The organism is Niveispirillum sp. CC-CTL257, assembly GCF_059489915.1.
This window is the reverse complement of record NZ_JCAJXE010000003.1, coordinates 760,280-783,758: the sequence shown is the minus strand read 5'-3', so window position 1 is coordinate 783,758 and position 23,479 is coordinate 760,280. Positions and strand designations below refer to the sequence as shown.

20 protein-coding genes are annotated in these 23,479 nt (G+C 64.4%); 10 read left to right on the top strand and 10 right to left on the bottom strand.

The window, feature by feature from the left end:
• Window positions 1–132: 132 nt before the first annotated feature.
• Entirely contained in the window at window positions 133–2,142 is a 2,010-nt protein-coding gene (locus ABC729_RS20165; RefSeq protein WP_495609394.1) for an ATP-binding protein, read from the top strand.
• Between the two features lie 8 nt (window positions 2,143–2,150).
• Here ABC729_RS20165 and ABC729_RS20160 read toward each other — a convergent pair whose 3' ends face one another.
• Entirely contained in the window at window positions 2,151–2,918 is a 768-nt protein-coding gene (locus tag ABC729_RS20160) for an inositol monophosphatase family protein (RefSeq protein ID WP_495609393.1), read from the bottom strand.
• A 98-nt stretch (window positions 2,919–3,016) separates the two neighbouring features.
• Window positions 3,017–3,526: a c-type cytochrome gene (locus ABC729_RS20155; RefSeq protein WP_495609392.1), complete on the bottom strand. Its 510-nt coding sequence runs from the start codon at window positions 3,524–3,526 to the stop codon at window positions 3,017–3,019.
• Between the two features lie 234 nt (window positions 3,527–3,760).
• Between ABC729_RS20155 and ABC729_RS20150 the strand changes: the two genes are divergently transcribed.
• From ABC729_RS20150 to ABC729_RS20120, 7 genes are all read left to right on the top strand, one after another.
• Window positions 3,761–4,507, top strand: a complete 747-nt coding sequence (locus tag ABC729_RS20150; protein ID WP_495609525.1) for a 3-deoxy-manno-octulosonate cytidylyltransferase — start codon at window positions 3,761–3,763, stop codon at window positions 4,505–4,507.
• A gap of 46 nt (window positions 4,508–4,553) precedes the next feature.
• Window positions 4,554–5,414 (top strand): prephenate dehydratase, encoded by an 861-nt coding sequence (locus ABC729_RS20145; RefSeq protein ID WP_495609391.1) that lies wholly within the window; start codon window positions 4,554–4,556, stop codon window positions 5,412–5,414.
• A 309-nt stretch (window positions 5,415–5,723) separates the two neighbouring features.
• Window positions 5,724–7,139, top strand: coding sequence for a glucuronate isomerase (gene uxaC, locus ABC729_RS20140; protein ID WP_495609390.1), 1,416 nt, complete (start codon window positions 5,724–5,726; stop codon window positions 7,137–7,139).
• Between the two features lie 66 nt (window positions 7,140–7,205).
• Window positions 7,206–8,051 (top strand): 5-dehydro-4-deoxy-D-glucuronate isomerase, encoded by an 846-nt coding sequence (gene kduI / locus ABC729_RS20135; RefSeq protein WP_495609389.1) that lies wholly within the window; start codon window positions 7,206–7,208, stop codon window positions 8,049–8,051.
• A gap of 202 nt (window positions 8,052–8,253) precedes the next feature.
• Window positions 8,254–9,012: a 2-dehydro-3-deoxy-D-gluconate 5-dehydrogenase KduD gene (gene kduD, locus ABC729_RS20130; RefSeq protein WP_495609388.1), complete on the top strand. Its 759-nt coding sequence runs from the start codon at window positions 8,254–8,256 to the stop codon at window positions 9,010–9,012.
• Window positions 9,013–9,206: 194 nt separating this feature from the next.
• Complete coding sequence (locus ABC729_RS20125; protein WP_495608241.1) at window positions 9,207–9,956, top strand: electron transfer flavoprotein subunit beta/FixA family protein; 750 nt, start codon at window positions 9,207–9,209, stop codon at window positions 9,954–9,956.
• A 28-nt stretch (window positions 9,957–9,984) separates the two neighbouring features.
• Window positions 9,985–10,923 carry an electron transfer flavoprotein subunit alpha/FixB family protein gene (locus ABC729_RS20120; protein WP_495608242.1) on the top strand — a complete coding sequence of 313 codons (939 nt, stop codon included), beginning with the start codon at window positions 9,985–9,987 and terminating at the stop codon, window positions 10,921–10,923.
• A 139-nt stretch (window positions 10,924–11,062) separates the two neighbouring features.
• Here the strand turns inward: ABC729_RS20120 and ABC729_RS20115 are convergent, their stop codons facing one another.
• The 7 genes from ABC729_RS20115 to ABC729_RS20085 all read right to left on the bottom strand — a co-directional run bounded on the left by ABC729_RS20115 (window position 11,063) and on the right by ABC729_RS20085 (window position 19,790).
• A complete protein-coding gene (locus tag ABC729_RS20115) occupies window positions 11,063–12,274 on the bottom strand; it encodes a cyanophycinase (protein ID WP_495609387.1) in 1,212 nt (403 codons plus the stop codon).
• A gap of 91 nt (window positions 12,275–12,365) precedes the next feature.
• Window positions 12,366–15,497: a TonB-dependent receptor domain-containing protein gene (locus ABC729_RS20110; RefSeq protein WP_495609386.1), complete on the bottom strand. Its 3,132-nt coding sequence runs from the start codon at window positions 15,495–15,497 to the stop codon at window positions 12,366–12,368.
• A gap of 100 nt (window positions 15,498–15,597) precedes the next feature.
• Window positions 15,598–16,380, bottom strand: coding sequence for an ABC transporter ATP-binding protein (locus ABC729_RS20105; protein WP_495609385.1), 783 nt, complete (start codon window positions 16,378–16,380; stop codon window positions 15,598–15,600).
• Between the two features lie 8 nt (window positions 16,381–16,388).
• On the bottom strand, window positions 16,389–17,504 hold the full coding sequence (locus ABC729_RS20100) for a succinylglutamate desuccinylase/aspartoacylase family protein (RefSeq protein WP_495609384.1): 1,116 nt from the start codon (window positions 17,502–17,504) through the stop codon (window positions 16,389–16,391).
• 14 nt (window positions 17,505–17,518) lie between these two features.
• Window positions 17,519–18,220 (bottom strand): ABC transporter permease, encoded by a 702-nt coding sequence (locus tag ABC729_RS20095; RefSeq protein ID WP_495609383.1) that lies wholly within the window; start codon window positions 18,218–18,220, stop codon window positions 17,519–17,521.
• Window positions 18,220–18,912, bottom strand: coding sequence for an ABC transporter permease (locus ABC729_RS20090; RefSeq protein ID WP_495609382.1), 693 nt, complete (start codon window positions 18,910–18,912; stop codon window positions 18,220–18,222). The genes ABC729_RS20095 and ABC729_RS20090 overlap by 1 nt, the downstream gene beginning before the upstream one ends.
• A 98-nt stretch (window positions 18,913–19,010) precedes the next feature.
• Entirely contained in the window at window positions 19,011–19,790 is a 780-nt protein-coding gene (locus ABC729_RS20085; protein ID WP_495609381.1) for a transporter substrate-binding domain-containing protein, read from the bottom strand.
• Between the two features lie 80 nt (window positions 19,791–19,870).
• Between ABC729_RS20085 and ABC729_RS20080 the strand changes: the two genes are divergently transcribed.
• Window positions 19,871–20,815: a MurR/RpiR family transcriptional regulator gene (locus tag ABC729_RS20080; RefSeq protein ID WP_495609380.1), complete on the top strand. Its 945-nt coding sequence runs from the start codon at window positions 19,871–19,873 to the stop codon at window positions 20,813–20,815.
• Window positions 20,816–20,822: 7 nt separating this feature from the next.
• Here ABC729_RS20080 and ABC729_RS20075 read toward each other — a convergent pair whose 3' ends face one another.
• The gene (locus ABC729_RS20075; protein ID WP_495609379.1) at window positions 20,823–21,836 is read right to left on the bottom strand and encodes a substrate-binding domain-containing protein; all 1,014 of its coding nucleotides are present in this window, start codon (window positions 21,834–21,836) and stop codon (window positions 20,823–20,825) included.
• Window positions 21,837–21,893: 57 nt separating this feature from the next.
• Between ABC729_RS20075 and ABC729_RS20070 the strand changes: the two genes are divergently transcribed.
• Window positions 21,894–23,420, top strand: coding sequence for an MFS transporter (locus tag ABC729_RS20070; protein WP_495609378.1), 1,527 nt, complete (start codon window positions 21,894–21,896; stop codon window positions 23,418–23,420).
• Window positions 23,421–23,479 lie beyond the last annotated feature (59 nt).

Here is a 23,479-nt window from a genome sequence, read left to right as displayed (position 1 = left end):
GGGTCTCTGTGCCAATTGGCGTGCCCGAACACGGTTGCAACCTACCCCGTTCGGGTAGAGGATAGGGTTCCATTCCGACGGAGCGCCGCCATCCAAGTGATGCACGACCCGCAGCCAACACAGGAGGACCCGTTGCCGCCGCAGGCGACGGACCGGTCGTCATTGCCGCTGGCCACAGTGCCGGTGCTGTTGTTGCTGGTCTTCGCGGTGGTGGCCATCGCCGCCATCCTGTTCACGACGGCCCGGCATTTTGACGCCGGCGAGGCGCATCGCACCGAACAGCGTGTGGCTCGCATGATGGCTAGCGCCGAGACGTCGCTGGCCACCGTCGTGCGCGACTATGCGGGATGGGACGCTGCCGTCATGCATGTCGTGGACAGGTTCGATCTGTTGTGGGCGGATGAGAATATCGGCATCTATCTCAGCGGCGGTTATCGCCTGTCCATGAGCCTTGTGGTCGACCGTCAGGGACGGATCATCTACGGGATGGAGGATGGCAAGCGGCTGACCGATGCCCGGATGCGCGAAATGCAGGTCCCGGCTGCGCTGCAAAGCATGAATGCCCGCACCATTGCTGCCCTGCCGGGGCCGACAGAGGCTGTGTCCGGTATCGTCCGCTGGGGCGACCAGCTTTATTTGGTCAGCAGCGCCGATATCAGGCCCAGTACCGGCGGGCACGCACGGCCCGACGGCATGGTTCTGGTCTTTCTGCAAAAGCTGGACCGGGTGGCCATTGCGCGGTTGCTGGACCCGCTGCTTCTGGAGAATATCGATGTCACTGGCCGCTCGGTAGCGGCGGCCGGTTCACTGCCGCTGAGAGAATATGGGATGGGACCCGGGGAGAACCCTGCCGGCTGGATCGTCTGGCGTATGCCGCAACCGGCACAGGAGTTCCTTGCCGGTGTCTATTGGGTGCTGGCGATGGTCCTGCTGGTCCTGTTCGCATTGACGGCACAGATTCTTTCCCGCGTACAGCGCGCAGCCAGACGAGAGACGGTGACCAACGAGGCGTTGCGGCAGTTGTCCGAACGCTACCGTGCCCTGATCGATGCCCTGCCTGACATGGTCTGTCTTCTGGCCGATGGGCGGGTGTCGCTGATCAACAGTGCCGGCCTGTCCATGCTGGGCGTGTCGGCAGAGGCGGCGGGGCAGGTGGTCGGGCGTCCCTTTCTGGATATTGTCGTTGAGGCGGACCGGCTGGTGTTCCACCGTTCCATGCAGATGCGGGGACGCGGTGGCGCCCAATGGGTGTCGTTGCATATCCAAACTAAAGCCGGTGCGGTGGTGCCCATCGAACTGGCCGTGTTGCCAGTAACGGGGGAGCCGCTGGGCGAAATGACCCTGGTCGCCCGCGACCGCCGGCCCGAGCTGGCACGGCGGGAGACATTGCGCGCGGCTGAAACCAGGGCCGCCATCGCAGACCGGGCCAAGGGTCAGTTCCTGGCCAATATCAGCCACGAACTGCGCACGCCGCTGAACGCCATCATCGGGTTCTCCGAAATCCTGCGGGATGAGCTGCTGGGCCCATTGGGCGTGCCGCAGTACAAGGAATATGCCACGGACATCCATGAAGGCGGGCTGCATCTGCTGCGGCTGGTCAATGATCTGCTGGATATTGCCCGCATGGATGCTGGCACGCTGGAGCTTCGCGAAGGCTGGGTCGATGTGGCACCGTTGATTGAACGCTGCGAGCGCCTGTTGCGTCAGAAAGCGGCGGAGCGGGGCGTGCCCGTCAAGCTGGATATTTCCCCGCACGGCCTGCGCATCCTGGCGGATGAGGTGCGGTTGAAGCAAATCATTGTCAATCTGGTGGGCAACGCCATCCGCTTTTCCGAGTCTGGTCAACCTGTCACGGTCACGGTGCGTTTGGACGGACCGACGGGTAATGTCCTGATCGAAGTGGCCGACCATGGTATCGGCATGACGGTCGATGCCATGCGCATCGCACTGGAACCGTTCGCGCAGGTGGAGGGCGGGCATAACCGCCGCCAGCCGGGCGCTGGCCTGGGTTTGCCATTAGCCAAGGGCTATGCCGAGGCGCATGGCGGGTCCCTGACCATGCAAAGCACACCCGCCGTCGGTACCACGGTCACCGTGCAGCTGCCGGCAAGCCGCGTGGCGCTGGTCACGGTGGACGGCTGAGGGAGGGATCAGCGCCGTTCCTTGAACATTGCCAGCACATGGGCATGCAAGGCGGGATCCCCCGCCGCCACGACATTGCCGGTGCAGCCCAACCGCAGGGGCTGCCCTTCCCAATCAGTGATCAGGCCACCGGCCCCTTCGATCACGGCCACCAGGGCGGCCCAGTCATAAGGCTGCAACCCTGCCTCCACCATCAGGTCGATGAAGCCGGCAGCCAGCAGGCCGAAGGCATAGGCGTCGCCACCCCAGACCATGTAGCGGCTGGACGCCTGGGTGACAGCGAATTCCACCTGATGGAAGGGCATCGTCGCCGCCTGAGTCGCCAGCGCAATGTCGGCACAGGCGCGGGTCTGCACGGGCTTGCCGTTCAACGTCGTGGGCCGCCCGGTCACGCCCAGCCAGCGATCCCCCACCACCGGCTGATCAATAATGCCCAGCACAGGCACACCCCGATGCAGAAGGGCAATCAGCGTGGTGAAAAGCGGACGGCCCGTGATGAAGGACTTGGTCCCGTCGATCGGATCAATGACCCAGACATACTCGGCGTTCAGGTCCTGGCTGCCATGTTCCTCACCTAACACGCCGTCCTCGGGCCGTTCGGCATTGAGAATGGCACGGATGGCGCTTTCAACCTCGCGGTCGGCGATGGTGACGGGCGAGGCGTCCGCCTTGATATCCACTGCCACGGGGGTGCGATAATGGCGGCGGGCCACGGCACCGGCCGCATCGGCGCAACGCAGGGCGAGATCGACCAGTGATTCGGGAACGGCGGACATGTCAGGCGACTCCGGAATGCGCAGTTTTGCCCCTGCAAAATAAAAAGGGACGGCATTGCTGCCGCCCCCTTCATACCACGCTATTGGTGACTTGCCGATTACGGCAGCGGCACCGGGCTGTCGGCCAGCGTGCGCAGATACGCGATCAGCGCGGCGCGATCCTCGACCTTCTTCATACCGGCGAAGTTCATCTTCGTGCCCGGAACAGCTGCCTTCGGGTTTGCCAGGAACTTGTTCAGGTGCTCATAGTCCCAGTTGCCTTCCTGCGCCTTCATGGCGTCGGAATAGGCGAAGCCCTCGGCATGCGCGTGCTTGTTGCCCACAATGCCCCACAGATTCGGGCCAACCTTGTTGGCACCGCCCTTTTCGAAGCTGTGGCAGGCCGCGCAGGCCTTGACCAGCTTCTGACCGGCGGCCGGATCGGCAGCCGCCATCAGCGGGGTCACCGGATCGGGCTCTGCCGGAGCGGCGGGCGCGTCGGCGGCGGCGGTTTCGGTCTCCGGCACTTCCACCTTATAGGCGCGTTCGGCCGGGAAGTTCGGGTGAACCAGCTTCTTGGAGACGAAACCCGCCAGGAGGGCGATCAGCGTCGCCGTCAGGATCGCCATGAAAATCTTATTGAAGGTGCTGCTCGCCATCAGTCCTAATCCCTTGGGTTCGCCAAGCGCGGGCACAATAACGCCAAGAAGCGGGCACGTCCATGCCCGCCTTGGCGTAAATCCATGCGCGATACTTAGCGTAAGGATGCACGAACGCACATGGCTTTCCGCCTTGACCCGGCGGACCAAATGTCGCACGGGAAAACCATGACCGATCCGAACCGTCCCCCACCCGCCTTTTCCATGGTCCGCCCCCTGGTGGTGATCCCCGCTCGCATGGGCTCCACACGCCTGCCGGACAAGCCATTGGCGGACATTCATGGGGTGCCGATGATTGTGCATGTCTGGCGGCGCGCCATGGAGGCGGGCATCGGCCCCGTGGTGGTTGCCGCCGCTGAACAGGCCATCGCCGATGCGGTGACCGCCGCCGGCGGCACGGCCGTTCTGACCGATCCAGACCACCCGTCCGGGTCTGATCGGGTCTGGGAGGCCGTCCGCCGCATCGACCCGGAGGGACAGCATGATGCCGTGGTCAATGTGCAGGGCGACCTGCCGACCATTGACCCAGCCGCGATCCGCGCTGTGCTGTCGCCCCTGTCCGGCCTGGGCGTGGATATCGCCACCCTGGGCGCCATCATCACGGAGCCGGGAGAGCGCACGAACCCGAATGTCGTGAAGGCCGTGGTGGAGATGGCCCCGGGGGCTGATACGGGGCGTGCCCTTTACTTCACCCGCGCCACCGCGCCGTGGGGGGAGGGGCCGCTGTTCCACCATATAGGGCTTTACGCCTATCGCCGCGCCGCACTGGAACGGTTTGTCTCCCTGCCGCCGGCCCAGCTGGAGCAGCGGGAAAAGCTGGAGCAGCTGCGGGCCCTGGCCAATGGCATGAGCATCGCGCTGACGCGGGTGGACATCGTGCCGCTGGGGGTGGATACCATCGAAGACCTTGACCGCGCCCGCCATATGCTGGCCCCATCGCCTGCGCCGTGATTCACGGCATCCCGCCCATCGCCTTTCAGACAGACAGAGCCCTCCCATGCCCGCCTCCACCATCGCCTATCAGGGCGCACCCGGTGCCAATTCCGACCTGGCCTGCCGCAGCGTTTTTCCCGACATGGTCACGCTGCCTTGCGCCTCGTTCGAGGATGCGTTCGCCGCGGTGCATGAGGGACAGGCCAAGCTGGCCATGATCCCGGTGGAGAATTCGGTCGCGGGCCGCGTTGCCGATATCCACCATCTGCTGCCCCATGGCGGTTTGCACATCATCGGTGAGCATTACCAGCGCGTCATCCACTGTCTGGTCGCACCCCAGGGTGCCACGATGGAGGGTCTGACCGAGGTGCATTCCCATATCCAAGCCCTGTCCCAGTGCCGCAACTATCTGCGCGAACGAGGCCTGAAGCCGGTGAACAACGCCGATACGGCGGGCGCGGCCGCCGACGTGGCGCGCTGGAACGACCCGACCAAGGGGGCCATATCCTCCGACCTTGCCGCCGAGATTTATGGGTTGCAGGTGCTGGCCAAGGGGATCGAGGACGCGGCCCATAACACGACCCGCTTCCTGATCCTGGCGCGGGAACCCAGCGTGCCGGAGCGGGGAACGGATAGCGTTACGACTTTCGTTTTCCGTGTCCGGTCACGGCCTGCGGCCCTTTATAAGGCATTGGGAGGCTTTGCAACCAATGGCGTGAACATCACCAAGCTGGAAAGCTATCTGGTCGACGGCCGCTTCACGGCGGCGCAGTTCTATATTGACGTCGAAGGCCACCCGGAGGAACGGTCCCTGCGGCTGGCCATGGAGGAGCTGGGTTTCTTCGCCAGCGAGGTCAAGTTCCTGGGCGTCTATCCGGCCCATCCCTTCCGCCGCGAACAGCAGCAGATGGGCGGCGGTATCTGATTGTCGGGATCAGAGATGTGTACTGGAGATGGTTGGGCATTTCTTGAAAGTGCCCAACCATTCCAAGGCCCCGATCTTCGCTCTTGAGGTCCTTCAGTTCTCTTGCCCTGGAGGTGACAGAATAAGGGCTTGGGTCCGGCGAGTACCCAATACGGTTAGGTGATCCTCCCCTTTGAAATTGGTTTTGCGACCGGTGCTTGGGAAAAATCCTTCAGCCCGCGTGACAATCTTGTTGCCTTCTTTAATGACACCGGTTACCTAATGGGAGCGCAACCAAATCGGTATTTTGACGCCCTTAAGGTGTTATCGATGTCCAAGCCCCTGGCCCTGCATGATGACCGTCTGTTTCCCGCTGAGCCCGGCACGCGCGCCATTGCGCGGCGGCTATATCAGCTGGTGAAGGGCCTGCCGATCATCAGCCCGCATGGTCATACAGACCCGTCCTGGTTTGCGGGCAATGCCAATTTCGGCAATCCGACCGAATTGCTGCTGGCGCCTGACCATTATGTTTACCGCATGCTCTATAGCCAGGGCATTGCCATGGGGGATGTGGGCGTGGGCGACCGGTCCGGCCCGTCCAAGGCCGATCCGCGTGCCGCGTGGCGGATTTTCGCGTCGAACTTCCACTTGTTCCGCGCCACGCCCAGCTGGCTGTGGATGAATTTCGTGTTCACGAAGGTGTTCGGCATTGATGTCGCGCTGTCGGCTGACACCGCTGACCATTACTATGACACCATCGATGAAGCGCTGAAGACGGAGGCGTTTCGCCCCCGCGCCCTGTTCGAACGGTTCAATATTGAGTTGATCGCGACGACGGAGGGGCCGACCGACACGCTGGACCATCATCACAAGGTGCTGGAAAGCGGTTGGAAAGGCGGGCGGGTCATTTCCGCCTATCGCCCCGACGCGGTGATCGACCCCGAACATGAACAATTCCCCACGGCCATGCGCGCCTTTGCCGAGGTGACGGGCGAGGATGTCTATAGCTGGAAAGGCTATCTGAACGCGCACCGCAAGCGCCGCCAGGATTTCATGAAGGTCGGCACGACCAGCAGCGACCATGGCCATATCACGGCCAATACCGCCAACCTGTCGCCCGCCGACGCCGAAAAGCTGTTCCAGAAGGTATTGAAGGGCGATGTTAGCGCGGCGGATGCCGAGACATTCCGGGGCCAGATGCTGACCGAAATGGCCGGCATGAGTATTGAGGATGGTCTGGTCATGCAGATCCATCCCGGTGCCTTCCGCAACCATAATGGTCAGGTGTTCGAGCGGTTCGGGCGCGACAAGGGGGCGGATGTGCCGTCGCGCACCGACTATATCCGCGCGCTGAAGCCGCTGCTGGACCGGTATGGCAATGACAAGCGCCTGTCGATCATCCTGTTCACCCTGGATGAGACGACCTATGCCCGCGAACTGGCGCCGCTGGCCGGACATTACCCGACCCTGACGCTGGGCCCCGCCTGGTGGTTCCATGACAGCCCGGAAGGCATGATGCGGTTCCGCGAGCAGGTGACGGAGACGGCGGGTTTCTACAATACCGTCGGGTTCAATGATGATACCCGCGCCTTCTTGTCCATCCCGGCCCGCCATGATGTGGCGCGGCGTGTGGACTGCGCCTTCCTGGCGCGCATGGTGGCCGAACATCGCATGGATGAGGATGGCGCAGCCGAAGTGGCTGTAGATTTGTCATACAACTTGCCCAAGAAAGCCTATAAACTGTGATCGGCGCAGTCGGGGCCAACAGGACCGGCATTCCGGGCTGACACGTAAAAATCGGGGAGTTCCAATATGTTCGCGAAGACCTATCACGCCACCCACCCAGTCATGATGCAGGGCGCCAGCAATGACGATCTGCGCAATCGTTATCTGATGACTGGCCTTTTCGTGGCCGATCAGGTGGTGCTGAATTACAGCCATAATGAGCGTTTTGTCGTGGGCGGTGCCACGCCGGTGGCGGGTGCGGTGGTGCTGCCGCACCAGACCGAGCCAGCTTCCGCCGCCGGTCACCCGTTCCTGGAGCGGCGCGAACTGGGCATTGTCAATATCGGCGGTGCGGGTTCGGTGACGGTGGATGGCACCGTCTATGAGCTGGGCAACAAGGACGGCCTGTATGTCGGCATGGGGGCGAAGGATGTGACCTTCGCGTCCGCCGATGCCGCTGCTCCTGCCAAGTTCTATCTGGTTTCCACCCCCGCCCATGCCAGCTTCCCCAACAAGAAGATCGGCCTGAAGGATGCGGTGGCGCTGGAGCGCGGTGCGCTGGAAACCAGCAATGAGCGCACGATCTATCAGTATATCGTACCGGCGACGTGCCAGTCGGCGCAGCTTCTGCTGGGCCTGACCATGCTGAAGCCCGGTTCGGTGTGGAACACCATGCCGCCGCATCTGCATGACCGCCGGTCGGAAGTGTATCTGTACTGCGATCTGGCCGGCGATAACCGCGTCTTCCATTTCATGGGCGAGCCGGAGGCGGCCCGCCACATCGTGGTGGCCGATGGCGAGGCGGTGATGTCCCCGCCCTGGTCGATCCATATGGGCAGCGGTACGGCCAACTATTCCTTCATCTGGGCCATGGGCGGTGAGAACCTCGATTACACCGATATGAAGGTGATCGATATCTGCCAGTTGCGGTGAGAGGCGCCGCCGCTTTCTTCCATTTCTTCTGTCATCCCCTTGTTGAGCCGGGACCCAGCATAAGCGGCGTCTGCCGCGACATGACAGAGTCATATCGGCGCTATCGCGCCTTGCGCTGGGCCCCCGCTTTCGCGGGGGTGACGGAAAATGGATGGAATGCTTCTATCCAAGATAACGCCGAACGGCCAAGAGGAACCCCATCATGAGCAATCCCTTCGACCTTTCCGGCAAGGTGGCCCTGGTAACCGGTGCCAATACCGGCATCGGGCAGGGCATCGCCGTGGCGCTGGCCCAGGCCGGGGCCAGCATCGTGGCGGTGGGCCGGTCCACCCCCACCGACACGCAGGCCGCCGTGGAGGCCGCAGGCGCGAAATTCGCCTTTGTGTCCGCCGATCTGGGCACCGGCGCGCCGGTGGCGGAGATTGTGGAGAAGGTGGCCGCCGCCTTCGGCCGTATCGACATCCTGGTCAATAATGCCGGGACCATCCGCCGTGCCGATGCGCTGGAATTTTCGGAAACCGACTGGGACGATGTCCTGGACGTCAATCTGAAGACGCCCTTCTTCCTGGCCCAGGCGGTCGCGAAGAAGTTTATCGCGCAAGGGTCCGGCGGCAAGATCATCAATATCGCCAGCATGCTGTCCTTCCAGGGCGGCATCCGCGTCGTGTCCTATACGGCATCCAAGAGCGGGATCGCCGGCGTGACCAAGCTGCTGGCCAATGAATGGGCGGCCAAGGGCATCAATGTGAATGCCATTGCCCCCGGTTACTTTGCCACCAACAATACCGAGGCGCTGCGCGCCGACGAGAACCGCAACCGCGACATCCTAGCCCGCATCCCGGCCGCGCGCTGGGGTTCGCCGTCGGACCTGGGCGGGGCCGCCGTGTTCCTGGCCTCTGCCGCTGCCGACTATGTCCATGGCATTACCCTGCCCGTGGATGGCGGCTGGCTGGCCCGGTAATCTTTACTCCCGGCAGCGTGAAACCCACCGCTGCAACTTCACAAAACCCCCGCCCATTCCATAGGCGGGGGTTTCTTTTTTGCGGCCAGTTTTGTCAAAACCGATCAGGACATTTGACCGGAATCGGTATGGACGATCATATCGGTCCTGTTTGATCTTTGGCACCCTTGTGCATCAAAGCCGAAGAACCAGACATGAAAGTCCTAGTCGCCGTTAAGCGTGTTGTTGACTACAACGTCAAGATCCGCGTTAAGCCCGACGAGAGCGGTGTCGAGCTTGCGAATGTGAAGATGTCGATGAACCCGTTTGACGAGATCGCGGTTGAGGAAGCCGTGCGGTTGAAGGAAGCGGGTAAGGCGACGGAGATCGTGGTCGTGTCGATCGGCCCGACGGCGGCGCAGGAGACGATCCGTACCGCACTGGCCATGGGTGGCGACCGCGGCGTTCTGGTGCAGACCGATGCCGAGGTGCAGCCGCTGGCCGTGGCCAAGCTGCTGAAGGCCGTGGTGGCCAAGGAAGCGCCGGATCTGGTGATCCTGGGTAAGCAGGCCATCGATGATGACAGCAACCAGACGGGTCAGGCGCTGGCAGCATTGCTGGGCTGGGGCCAGGGCACGTTTGCGTCCAAGGTCGTGCCGGGCGACGGTGCCGTGGCCGTGACGCGGGAGATTGATGGCGGGCTGGAGACTTTGTCGCTGAAGCTGCCGGCGGTGGTGACCACCGACCTGCGCCTGAACGAGCCGCGCTATGCCTCGCTGCCCAACATCATGAAGGCCAAGAAGAAGCCGATCGAGGTGGTGGCACCGGACGCGCTGGGCGTGGATATCACCCCGCGCCTGACCACGCTGAAGGTGACGGAGCCGGCCAAGCGCAAGGGCGGCGTCAAGGTCGCCTCTGTGGCTGAGCTGGTCGCCAAGCTGCGCGACGAAGCGCGCGTCATCTGATCTGCAACGCATTCCAAGGATACGCAACATGAGCATTCTGGTTGTTGCCGAGCCCTCCACGGGTGCGGTGAAGAAGCCGACGCTGACCACGCTGGGCGCGGCCGCCAAGATCGGTGGGCAGACGCATGTGCTGGTCGCCGGTTCGGGCGTGGGCGAGGCCGCGAAGGCGGCCGCCTCTGCCGCCGGCGTGGCCAAGGCGCTGGTGGCCGAAGGTGCCGAATATGCCAACCCGCTGGCCGAGAATTTCGCGCCGCTGGTGGTGGCGGCCGTGAAGGCCGGTGGGTACAGCCATGTGCTGTTCACCGCCACGACCTTTGGCAAGAACCTGGCCCCGCGCGTGGCGGCCCTGCTGGATGTGCAGCAGATCAGCGAGATCAGCGGCGTGGTCGATGCCGACACGTTCGAACGCCCGATCTATGCCGGCAATGCCATCGCCACGGTGAAGTCGTCGGACGCCATCAAGGTGATTACCGTGCGCGGCACGGCGTTTGAGGCGGCGGGCGAGACCGGTGGGGCCGGTGTGGTCGAGACGCTGAGCGCCACGGGTGAGGCGGGTCTGTCCAGCTTTGTCAGCGCTGAGCTGACCAAGTCGGAGCGCCCGGAGCTGACCTCTGCCCGCGTCATCGTCTCGGGCGGGCGCGGCATGCAGTCGGGCGACAATTTCCCGATGCTGGACAAGCTGGCGGACAAGCTGGGGGCGGCGGTGGGGGCATCCCGCGCGGCGGTCGATGCCGGGTTCGTGCCCAACGATTATCAGGTCGGCCAGACCGGCAAGATCGTGGCCCCGGAACTGTACATCGCCGTCGGCATCTCGGGCGCTATCCAGCATCTGGCCGGCATGAAGGACAGCAAGGTCATCGTCGCCATCAACAAGGACGAAGAGGCCCCCATGTTCCAGGTGGCCGATTACGGCATCGTCGGCGACCTGTTCAAGATCGTCCCGGAACTGACTGAGGCCCTGGGGTAAGCTGACCTGACCCCTGTTCCTGCCCTTATGCGGCGGCCCAGTCCCGGTGATCGCCGGGGCGGGGCCGCCAGGGTAGTCTGCGGGGTGTAACCAATTCTTTGGGATGGTTGAGAGGTTTCCAAATAAACTGGAAACCGCTTTATTGACCCGTTGTACTGGCCAGGATATCGGCCATACGGACGGGTTCGACATCCAGTCTCAAGCGCGATACCGTCAGGCCATCGCCGGCCCAGCCCATGCTGTCAGGCTGGCGCGTCAGCCGCATGCGGAAGGCGGGGCGAGTGGCCGGGGAAGCCGCGTCGAAGGCGAGGCCGGTGGCGATGCCCTGACGGCTTTCCAGAATCTGCGCCATCAGGCGGCCAAACTGCCACGGGGCCAGGATGTCGCCCGTCGCCAGGATTGAAGGCAGTTCGGGATCGGGTTCGAAACCGGGGCTGTCCGGTGTGATCGCCTGTGCCGCGCGGTGAGGGGCGGGGGTGACGGCGAGGCTGGAAAGGTCTAGCCGGTCACCATCGCGCAGCAGGGAGACGGTGATGCCCGTCTGCGCAAAGGGCCAGCCGGGGCGGCGGCTGGCATGTCGTGCGTCGATCAGGACGACGCCACTAACCCCCACCACTTCCGCCATCTTGCGTTCGCGGATAATGATGGCGGTGTTTTCATCGACACCCAGGCCGCGCGTATAGCCGGCGGCATCCATGGCGACCAGGGTGCGGGCAAAGCGACCGCGCGCCAGGAAATGCTGATCCACGAACCAGTCGGGGCCGATGAAGCCCAGGCCGGGACCCAGGGTGCGGCCCGCGATGGGGCCGGCGGCCAACAGGTCCAGCGTTTCGGGCGCGTCCTTGATCATGGTGGCGGACATAATGGCGGCCCCGGCGGACGAACCGGCAATGACGGCACCGTTGGCGTGGGCCGTGCGGATCGCGGCCAGCAGCGGTGTATCGGAGCCATCGGACCGCAGCAGGGCGGCGGTGTAGCGCGATTGATCCCCGCCCACCAGGAAGAAGCCGCCGGCATGGCGGGCGCGGTCGATCCAGACGGGGTCGGTCACGATCTCTGCCGCAGGCCGGTCGAAGCCCTTTTCGGCCAAGGGCAGCAAGGTGGCGTTGGCACCCAACCTGCGCAGATGGTCCACAATGCGCCCGCCGCTGCCGACGGGGTCGCCGCTGCCTGTAGGCAGGACCAGGATTGTGGCTCCCTTGCCGCCAGCCAATTCCACCAGCCGGGGCCAGCCGGGATTATCCAGCCGGAAATCCCCACCTGCGATCAGCAGCGATCCCTTCACCGGTTCCGCCAACGTCGGGAGGGCGGTGGCGATGAAGGCAAGCAGACACAGGATAAGGCGGCGCATGGGCGTATCCAGGTGGGGTATTGAAAATAGAAGGCGGTCTTGCGGGAAATGTGCCCCTCCCGCAAGACCGCAGCAGCGCTCAACCGGCAGATCAGAAGACCAGACGGGTGCGCAGATAGTAGGACCGGCCGATGGCGGAGGCCGGGCGGCCGATATCGCCATAGAACTGGCCCTTGTTGGTCAGGTTATTGACGCCAGCGGTCACCCGCACTTCGTCCGTCACCTGATAGGACACGGTGGCATCATGCACCCAGGCGGCGGGCGCATAGGCCTGAACAAAGGTGCTGGCCGTTTCCGTTTCCACGCCCGTCAGGGTCTGGCGTGACTGGTAGAAGCCGTACCAGCCGACCGTCCAGACATCGTCGCTCCACGATACGGACGGGTTCAGGTTCCATTCGGGGAACAGACGCTCGCCCAGGGCGTTGTTGGCGGCGCTGCTGTTGCTGGGGGTCTGGAAGGTACGGTTCTTTTCGTTCCAGGTGCCCGTCAGGCCGAAGGTGACGCGGCCATTCTCACCCAGGCCCACTTCCTCCAGTTCCACGGGGTAGACCAGATCGAAATCGATGCCGCTGGCCTCAAACCGGGCGAAATTGATTGTCGTCTGGTTCAGGGAATTGACGGCCAGGAAGGTGGGTGAGGTGCTGGTGCGGTTACGGCCCACCTGCGAGCAGAAGGGATTATCCCGGCTGGGCGCGTCATAGCAGGCGTTCAGGATGTTCTGGCCGGTGACCTGGCTGATCGCATCCTCGATCTTGATGTTCCAGTAATCGACAGCCAGCGAGAAGCGCGGCAGGAAGGTCGGCGTCAGCACAGCACCGACCGTGTAGCTGGTGGAGGTTTCCGGGTCCAGATCCGGGTTGCCGCCCGTGAAGCCCGGTACGCGGGCCGTGCGGGTGTCCAGCCAGCCATTGGGGATGCCATCGGCGGCGCAATTGGCGCGGCGGTTGGCGGGGTTGGGGCCGGTGCCGATCTGACCGGCATCGCAGGGATCGACGACGGAGAACAGGGTGGACGAACGCGGGGCAAACAGTTCCTGAATGTTGGGGGCGCGGATCGTGCGGGAGTAACCGCCGCGAGCGCGGATATCCTTCACCGGGGCATAGACGCCGCCCACCTTCCAGGTATTCACGCCACCGACCGTGCTGTAATCGCCATAGCGATAGGCACCGTCCAGCGACAGCAGCTCGACGCCCGGCAGGTCGGCCAGCAGTGGGGTGTTCAGTTCCACGAAGCCTTCGGTGACGTCAAACCCGCCGACCACATTCTGGCGACCGCCACGGTCGGTATAGTTCAGACGCTCCCATTCTGTCACTTCAAAGCGGCTGTCTTCCTTGCGGTGTTCCAGACCCGCGGCAAAGCCGATGGGGCCGCCGGGCAGCGACAGGGTTTCGCCCAGATCGCCCGTGATGCTGGCGTTCCAGACTTGCTGCTTGATGGTGGACTTCACCGGATTGTCATAGGTGACGAAATCCTGTGCCGCTTCCGACGGGGCACCCAGACCGAACAGGTTCAAGGGCTTGCACGAGCCGTCACCGGCCTTGAACGTGTTGTAACCGGACCAGGAGAAGACCGGGAAGTCCGATACCGAGGGGACCGAGGTGGGGTTCAGGTCAGAGCGGCAGACGATCTGACCGTTGGGTGCCCGCACCGCGTCGATGGCCGCAAAGAACCGGTCATTAAGGCGGGTCGGGCGCTTGTCGGTGGCGTCGGTGCGACCGTAATTGTACGACGCCTCATAGGCCCAGCCATTATCGAATTCACCCTCAAAGCCCAGCACCCCGCGATAGGTGTCACGGGTGTTGCGCACGACGGGATCGACGACATCGGCATGGTCGCGGGTGATGATGAACTGATAGGTGCTGGCCAGGGCGGGTTCTGCCGCGATCTGGGCGTTGGCAATGTCGCGCAGCTGCTGCGGGATGAAGGGATTGTCCAGCTTGATGCGAATGCTGTCGTCGAAGGTGCGGATGCTTTCGACCTGACGGCTGGTATTGCGGACGTATTTGGCCTCTACGAACGGCTTGAAGTAGGGGCTGACTTCATAGCGGGCGTTCAGATTGGCCGTCTGCGTGGACAGATCGCCGACCAGGGTGGCGCGGTCCAAGTAATCGGGCGTGCCGTCGCCGCCGAACTGATCATTATTGGCGAAGATGCCATCCTGGAACGGGCGGATACGGCCCGTCGTGGGATCAATGACCAGACAGCCATAACCACGGCGGCCCGGATAATTCTGCACGCAATCGCGGGTGCCGTTATTATCCAGGTCGATGTTGGGCGCGCGGCTGTTGGTGCCCGACACGGGGAAGCCCGTGCCGCGCGGGTCAAAGCCGATGATGCCGTAGATCGACGACAGGCCAAAACGCTGGTTCGTGCCGAAGGCACGGGCTTTGGCATTCGTGGCGCGGGCGATCAGGGTCTGACCGGCGATGGCCTGATTGGCGGTGGACAGGGACAGGATGCGGGCGCCCGCCGTGACACCAGCGGCGCGCAGGGCCGGGGTCAGATCGGCTTCTTGAATGAACAGCTCCGGGTTGGCCGTGTCATCTGCGACGCCATTGTTGCGTGACCATTTGCGGTCACCGAATTCCAGTGGCTTCTGATCGACAGAGGACAGGGACAGAGTGATGTTGCCCTTGCCGTCATCAAAGTTGCGGCCAATCGTGGCGGCGACATAGCGACGGTCGGCATCGCCCTTTTCGGAAAGGCCGTATTGCGCGGTCAGGTCCTGGCCTTCGAAATCCTTCTTCAGGACGAAGTTCACGACGCCGGTCACGGCATCGGAACCGTAAACGGCGGAAGCGCCGCCGGTCAGGACATCCACGCGTTCGACCAGGGCCGACGGGATGGTGGAGATATCCACCGACGCCTCACCAGCGATGCCGGCTACATGGCGGCGGCCATTGACCAGCACCAGCGTGCGGGCCGCACCCAGACCGCGCAGGTTGGCGGTGGGGACGGGGGAGGCCGACGACAGCTGATCCGACGAGCGGGTGTTCTGCAGGGCGGGCAGGCGGCTCAACGCGTCAGAAATGCTGGTGATGCCGCGTGAGGACAGTTCAGCCTCCCCCAGTGCCGTCACGGGTACGGGGCTTTGTTCGGCCGGGCGCGCGATGCGCGAACCGGTCACGACAATCTCTTCCAGCAGCCCGCTGTCCTGTGCCAGGGCGGGACCGGCCAGCAGGGCGAGCGCGGTGGTGGTGACCAGCAGATGCTTGGTGTTCATGGTCAAATCCCTCACGTGAAGTCTCCCGGTGTTCTGGTTGGCGCTGCCCGTTTTCCGGGTCTGGCGCCGATCGCTGTTGGTGGTGGCTGTTCCGATAGGGTCAGGCGTGGCCGGCGCGGTGCAGGCTGCTGGCCAGGAAGGTGCGCAGGCGGTCGCTCTGCGGGTTGGTCATCAGGTCGACAGGGGTTCCCTGTTCCTCAATCCGGCCCTTGTGCAGGAAGACAAGCTGACTGCCGACATCGCGGGCGAAGGCCATTTCGTGGGTCACGACCACCATGGTCCGCCCTTCTTCCGCCAGACCGCGCATGACGCGCAGCACCTCGCCCACCAGTTCGGGGTCGAGCGCGCTGGTCGGTTCATCGAACAGCATCACGTCGGGTTCCATGGCCAGTGCGCGGGCAATGGCAACGCGCTGCTGCTCACCACCCGACAGATGGGCCGGATAGGCGTCGCGGCGGTGCAGGACGCCGACACGGGCCAGATAATGGTCGGCGCGTTCAATCGCCTCTGCCTTGGACAGGCCGTTGACGCGGATCGGCGCCTCGATAACGTTGCGCAACACCGTCATGTGGCCCCAGAGATTGAACTGCTGAAACACCATCGACAGGCGGGCGCGCAGACGGCGCAGCTGTGCCGGGTCGGTGGGGGACAGTTCGCCCGTGCGGTCGGGTGCCAGGGCCAGACATTCGCCTGCCACCGTCAGGCGACCGGCATTGGGGCGTTCCAGCAGGTTCAGGCAGCGCAGCAGGGTGCTTTTGCCGGACCCGGATGCGCCGATCAGGGCGATGACATCGCCGGCCCTGGCCTGAAGCGAGACATCATGCAGCACATCGATGCTGCCGTAACGTTTTGCGATATTGTCGGCTTGCAGCTTGATTTCCATGGGATGACTCACGGGCTCAACAGGTTGCCGGAACGGCGCAGACGCGTGCCGGCCAGCTTGCCCAGGCGGTTGCCGGGGAAGGCCATGCGGGTGGCGATACGGGCGAACAGCAGGCCGCCGCCCTGGCTGATGACGGGCACGGCCTGACCGCTGACTGGGTCGATGATGTCGGCCACGATCTCCCCTTCCTCCACCGCCGCCCCCAGGGGGCGGCGATAGACCAGGACACCGGCGGCGGGGGCGATCAGCGGTTCCACCCCTTCCAGCGGTGTCGAGGCGCAGAGTGCCGGCGGCAGGGCAGGGGAAGGGCCGGCCAGAACGCCAGCATGGGCCAGGAAATCGACCAGGGCGCGCGCGTCACGGTCGGCCAGATCATGGTCGACATCAGCCTGACCGCGCAGTTCCACGGTCACCGACCGGCAGGCCAGTGGGATGGGATGATCGGGGAAGCGTCTTTGCAGGGTGGTCCAGGGACGGCTCACCGCCTCGTCAAACGGGTGATCGCCGCTTTCATCCGCCGTCAGCAGGGCTTGCGCACCCAGCAGGCGGGCCAAGGGCTCCATTTCTGCGGCCAGCGGCGTCAGAGTGTAGAGATGCATCACGGCCTCATGGTCGCAATGCAGGTCCAGCACCCAGTCGGCACCCACCGCCAGCGACATCAGCAGCACCTTCAGGTGCTGGGCCGGGGATTGCGGGCGCATTTCCGACAGGGCATCGGCCAGGGCCGCACGGATCAAGGCCGTATTGGCGGCTGGATCATCGCCCAGCCTGCCCTGGACACGGGCAGCGGCAGCCGGGGCCAGCCAGGGGAAATCGCGGTTGAAATTGCGGCCATCGGTCAGATCGAAACGGCCCAGCATGTCGCCCAGCACCGCCTGGGACAGGCCGATCGGGTTGGCGATGGGGACCAGCACCACCTCACCCACTAGCCTGCCTTCTGCCTCCAGCTGCGTCAGGTGGCGGCGCAGCTTGTCGGCGACCAGCATGGCCGGGATTTCATCGGCATGGAGGCTGGCCTGGATATGCACGCGGGGGCGTCCGCCGGGCGTGCCGAAGCGCTGCACCGTCACGGTACGGTGGGTGCCTTGGGTCGTGCCGGGTAGGGACAGGGTTTCAGATCGCACGATGGTGCCGCTCCTCAAGAGGCACCGGCCGGGCGCGCCAGATGCCGCAGCAGGCGGCGTTCCAGCAGCCGGAACAGGCCGGTGATGCACAGGGTCAGGGCGAGATAGAACAGCGCCGCCGTCCCGAACGCTTCCACCGCCAACAGGGTGTTGGCATGGACGTCGCGGGCCACGCGGGTGATCTCCACCAGGGTCACCGCGCTGGCGATGGAGGTGGCGTGCATCAGCATCACCAGCTCATTGCCATATTGCGGCAGGGCGCGGCGGACTGCGCCCGGGATCAGGATGCGGGTGTAAATGTCAAAGCCGGTCATACCCAGGCTGCGCGCCGCCTCTACCTCTCCCGCCGGGGTGGCGCGCAGCGCGCCGGCCAGCATTTCGGTCGTGTAGGCGGCCGTGTTCAGCGTGAAGGCGATCCAGGCGCAGAACCAGGGTTCACGCAGCAGCGGCCACAGGCTGCTTTCCCGGACCATATCGAACTGCGCCAGTCCGAAATAGACCATGAAAAGCTGTACCAGCAGCGGCGTGCCCCGCAGCACATAGGTGAACAGGAAGACGGGCCGCGACAGGAACGGGTTGGCCGACACCCGCGCCACCGCCAGCGGCAGCGACAGGGACAGACCGGCAGCGGCGGAGGCCAGCAGCAACAGGATTGTGACGCGCGCACCGTCCAGGAAGGCGGGCAGATTGTCCTGGATAATCTGAAGATCGATCATCACAGCACCGCCTTGCGAACGCCCAGAGACACACGCTTTTCCAGTTGGCCGAGCGCCAGGATCGACACGGTCGTCACCGTCAGATAAATGGCGGCGACGGCGGCGTAGAAGGTGAAGGGCTGGGCCGTGGCGGCGGTGGCCAGACTGGCGCGGTGGACCATGTCGTCCAGACCGATGATCGACACCAGAGCCGAGGCCTTGACCATGACCAGCCAGTTATTGGCGAAACCGGGGATGGCGTGGCGGATCATCTGTGGCAGGGTGATGTGCCAGAGGACCTGAAACACGCTCATCCCATAGGCAAGGCCTGCCTCTGCCTGCCCCTTGGGGATGGCAAGGAAGGCACCCCGGAAGGTTTCCGTCAGGTAGGCACCATAGATGAAGCCCAGGGTCAGGCTGCCGGCCAGAAACGGATCGACATCGACATAATCCCAGCCCAGACGCAGGCCGATATCATTGACCAGCGCCTGACCGCCATAGAACAGGGCCAGCATCAGCACCAGATCAGGGATGGAACGGATCAGGGTGGTGTAGGTGCCGGCCAAACCCTGCGCGACACGGCCCGAGGACAGCTTGGCCAGTGCGCCCGCCAGACCGAACAGCGAAGCGATGGCAAGCGAGACCAGCGACACCGACAGCGTCGTCAGAAGTCCGTCAAGCAGGATAGGCAGATACTCGATCAGCATGGGCATGCAACCGGCGTTCACCCCCGGCGGGGCCAGGGATGGAAGAGAAGGGGCAGAGGCGAGATGGGCGGGGAGGGATCAGGGCGGGATGACCGCCCTATTCCTCAAGAGTTCCCGCCAGAGACATCAAACGTGAAATAACGTTGGGCAATCTGCTGATACCGGCCATCGGCCTTGATGGCCTTCAGCGCGGCGTTGATCTTGTCACGCAAGCCCGTGTCGCCCTTGCGAACGGCAATGCCGACATCACTGTCGCCTTTCAGGCGCAGGGGCTCGCCCACGGTGGCAAAGCCCGCACCCTCCGGCCGCTTCAGGAACAGGCCTTCCGCGATGACCGACGATCCCAGGGCAATATCCCCGCGCCCCGCGCGCAGTTCCAGGTAGACATCCGTCTCCTTGGCGACCAGCAACAGGCGGCTGTCGGGGTATTTTTCCTTAGCATGTTTGGCGCGGGGGCTGTTACGCAGGACGATAATCGTCTTGCCCTTTAGCGCGTCCGGCGTAGGCTCCGTAAAGGCACCCTGTTTGGCGACCCAGCGGGAGGGGACATCATAATAGACGTCGGAGAAATCGACGATTTTCGCCCGGTCGGCGGTGATCGTCATGGAGGCGACGATCATGTCGAACTTGCGGGTATTGAGCGCCGGGATCATCCCGTCCCATTCCTGCTGCACCAGGGTGCAATCGACCTTCATTTCCGCACAAAGCGCGTTGGCGATGTCGATATCAAAGCCAGACAGTTTGCCGTCCGGGCCGATCACCGAAAAGGGCGGATAATTGCCTTCCACCCCCACCCGCATGCGGGCGTTCTGCGCATCGGCAGTTGTGGTCAGAAGCAACAGACTTGCGGCGAACCCCGCCGTCAGGGACATAAGACGCATCATGGCAACTGGCTTCCGGCACGTTTCGCAATGATCGGCTCGATAAAATGGACAATGACACGGAATTTTCATAAGATCAATACATGAAAAAATCCTCTCAGGCTGATTTTCACGCCCCGGGCCAGGGCGACGCGCAAAGCCAATCCGCCCCCTCCACCGAGGTGGCCTTTGCCGATACCGACCTGGGCCTCCGACTGATGGCCGTGATGGCGGATGGGACGGCGTCGAACCGAACGATTGCCGAGCATCTGCTGCGCAATCCTGTGCGGATCACGGCGTGGAGCATTGAGGATCTGGCAAGCGCCATCGGCGTGTCGAACGCCACCTTAAGCCGGTTTGCCCGCGCGGTCGGCTATGCCGGATATCCCGACCTGCGGGCCGGGATGGCGGAGACGTTGCAGACGGTGTTGCGGCCCGTTGAGAAGCTACGCAGCAGTTTCGATCGGGCCGACCCGACCCAGGCTGCGATTAATGAAGGGCTGGAGGCGACGCTGTCGCACCTGTCGCGGGTGGCCGATCAGTTGGCGGGGGGAACGCAGCTATCGGAACTGGTCACCCGGCTGAACGCGGCGCGCACCATCTATGTCATGGGTTTCGGCCTGTCGGCGCATGTGGCGGGGCTGCTGACCCTGGGCTTGCAGCCCTTCTGCGCCAATCTGGTGAACGTCGTGGAATTTGGCGGCACGGAGGTCGCGGCGGGGCGGTTGATGAACCTGGGCGAAGGCGATGTCGTCATCGCCATAGCCTTTCCCCGCTATGCCCAGGCGGCGCTGCATTTGAGCAGCTTCGCCAAGTCGCGTAAGGCGCATGTCGTGGCCATCACCGACAGCCGGGTTTCACCCCTGGCGCAGCGGGCGGATACGGTGCTGCTGGCCGACAGTGCACATCCGGTTCTGTCCAGCAGCATGGCGGCGGCGGTGCTGATGGTGGAAACGCTCGTGACGGCCATGATGCTGTCCAACCGCGACAATGTCGCCCGCGCAGAAAGCCTGACCGACGCCATTTCCAGCTATCTGCACAATCCGTAACAGATGTTCAGGCCCCGCAGCTTTCCCGCACGATCAGTTCGGTGGGCAGCTGTTCGGGCCGGTGGTCGGTCAGCGGGTCCAGGATCTGGGAGACCAGCTTGCGCCCCGCCTCCGCCGTGTCCTGACGCACCGTGGTCAGGGCAGGGGTGGAGAGGCGGGCCAACAGCATGTCGTCATAACCAACCACAGAGACGTCGCGCGGCACCGACAGGCCAGCCCGGCGCAGGGCCCGCATGGCACCAAGCGCGATCAGGTCGGAGGCGGCGACCACCCCGTCGAACTTCACGCCGCTGCGCAGCAGGCGGCCGATGGCGGCCTCCGCCGATTCCAGCTCAAACTCCGCCGCGATGTTCAGTTTGGGATCAGCGGTCAGGTTGCTTTCGGCCAGCGCGTCCCAGTAGCCGCGGCGGCGCTGCATCGCCTCCGGGTCGTTCCCGCCGATGAACAGGATGCGCTGACGGCCCAGGCGGGCCAGATGCAGGGTGGCGCGGCGTCCGCCCTGCAGATTGTCCGACCCGATGGTGCAGTAATCCTGCCCCGGCAGTTGCGCCCCCCAGACGGCGAAGCGGGCGGGCGTGGCGGCAAGGCGGTTGAACGCCTCATGCAGGGTGCCTTGGCCTAAGAAGATCACGCCGCTGGCCCGGCTGGTGGTGACGGTGGCGACAAGGTCGTCATAGCCGGCAGGGGCGACATGACTGACGGTGAAGTCGCAGTCGCGGGCGCGCGCCGCCTCTCCGATATTGGCCAGCAGTTCCAGGAAGAACGGGTGGGACAGGGGCAGGGCGCGGCCATGGACGAAGGGGGTGACGATGACAATCGACCCTTCGGCACCGATGGGGCTGGCCGGCATATAGTGGCGGAACGGATAATCATGTTCGCGCGCCAGCGCCCAGATGCGCTGCTTGGTGCGCGTGCTGATGGTAGGATGGTCGTTTAGCGCGCGCGAAACGGTCGCCACCGACACGCCTGCCAGCTTTGCCAGATCCTCAAGCGTGGTTTTGGAGTTGCTGGACACGACCATCGCGTTAGAAGCTGGCGGGAAGAAGGTGCCGCAGCATAGCGCACGGGAGGGGGGAAATTGCAAGCAAGTGAAAAGGGGATGGCGGTGACGCCGTCCGACGCCGACCCCCAGCCCGCCGCCCGCTTGCCCCTTTCCAACCGCCAGATATGGAATATGTGCGCCGGCCTGTTCGGCGTGCAGATCGTCTGGGGCCTGCATAATGTCAATACCAGCCGCATCTTTCAGGCGCTGGGCGTGCAGATCGCCGACCTGCCCATCCTGTGGATCGCGGCCCCCATCGCGGGGCTGCTGGTACAGCCCATCGTGGGTTATCTGTCGGACCGGACACGGTCGCCGCTGGGCCGGCGGCGGCCTTATCTGATTGCCGGTGGCCTGCTGTCGGCGCTGGCCTTATGCATCATGCCCAATGCCGGGACCCTTTGGGCCTGTTCGGCGACGCTGTGGCTGCTGACGGCTTCCATCAATATCGCCATGGAGCCGTTCCGCGCCCTGGTGGCCGACCGGTTGCCGGATGATCAGCGCACTAAGGGCTTTGCGGTGCAGGTGTTCTTCATCGGTGCGGGGGCCGTCTTCGCCTCCATCCTGCCCTGGCTGATGGCCCATGGGCTGGGCGTCAATCTGGCCGGTGATGGGCAGGCGCTGCCGCCATCGGTGCGGGCGGCCTTCTATGTCGGGGCGGGGTGCCTGCTGCTGGCAGTGCTGTGGACCGTGGTGACGACGACGGAACCGGAGGCGCTGGACATGGCGTTAGGCCCGGTGCCGGTCAGGGCGGCTGGACGCGGTGGCGGACTGGGCCTTTTGCGCAGCGGGGCGCTGTGGGCGCTGGGTGGGGCGGGGCTGACCGGGTTCGCGCTGGGCACCGGGCAGGAACGGGAAATCCACCTGATCGCCATCATCGCCATCGGTTTTGGCCTGGCGCAGGTGGCCGCCGCCATCTTGCGCGGGCGGGGGGCGGCGTCCCTGGGCATGCTGGAGATCGTGGAGGATATCCTGCATATGCCGCGCCTGCTGCGACGGCTGGCGCTTGTGCAGTTCTTCACATGGTTCGGGCTGTTCGCCATGTGGATTTATACGGTCCCCGCCGTCGCGGCCCGGCATTTCGGCAACGGCGATGCCACCTCCGTCGCCTATAACCAGGGGGCCGACTGGGTCGGCGTGCTGTTCGCCGGGTATAACGGCGTGGCGGCCCTGGCGGCCCTGGTGCTGCCGGCCCTGGCGGCGCGGGTGGGGCGGCGGGCCTGTCATGCCGTCTGTCTGCTGCTGGGCGCGCTGGGCTTGGCCGGATTCGCCTGGGTGGATGATCCGGTCTGGCTGTGGCTGCCGTCGGTCGCCATCGGCTGTGCCTGGGCGGCGATCCTCTCCATCCCCTATGCCCTGCTGGCGGGTGCGGTACCGGCGCAAAAGGCCGGGGTCTATATGGGCATCCACAATATTTTCCTGGTCCTGCCGCAGCTGGTGGCCGCCACGATCCTGGGGCCGCTGGTGGGCACCCTGTTCGGCGGTCAGGCCATCCATGCCCTGACCCTGGCTGCCGCCTCCCTGGCCATCGCCGCCTTGTGCATGGTCTTCGTTCCCGAGGAATGAGCGGAAGCCGCGTCCTGGCCGATATCGATTGAAAGCTTCTGCTGTCAGGGCTTGGCTTC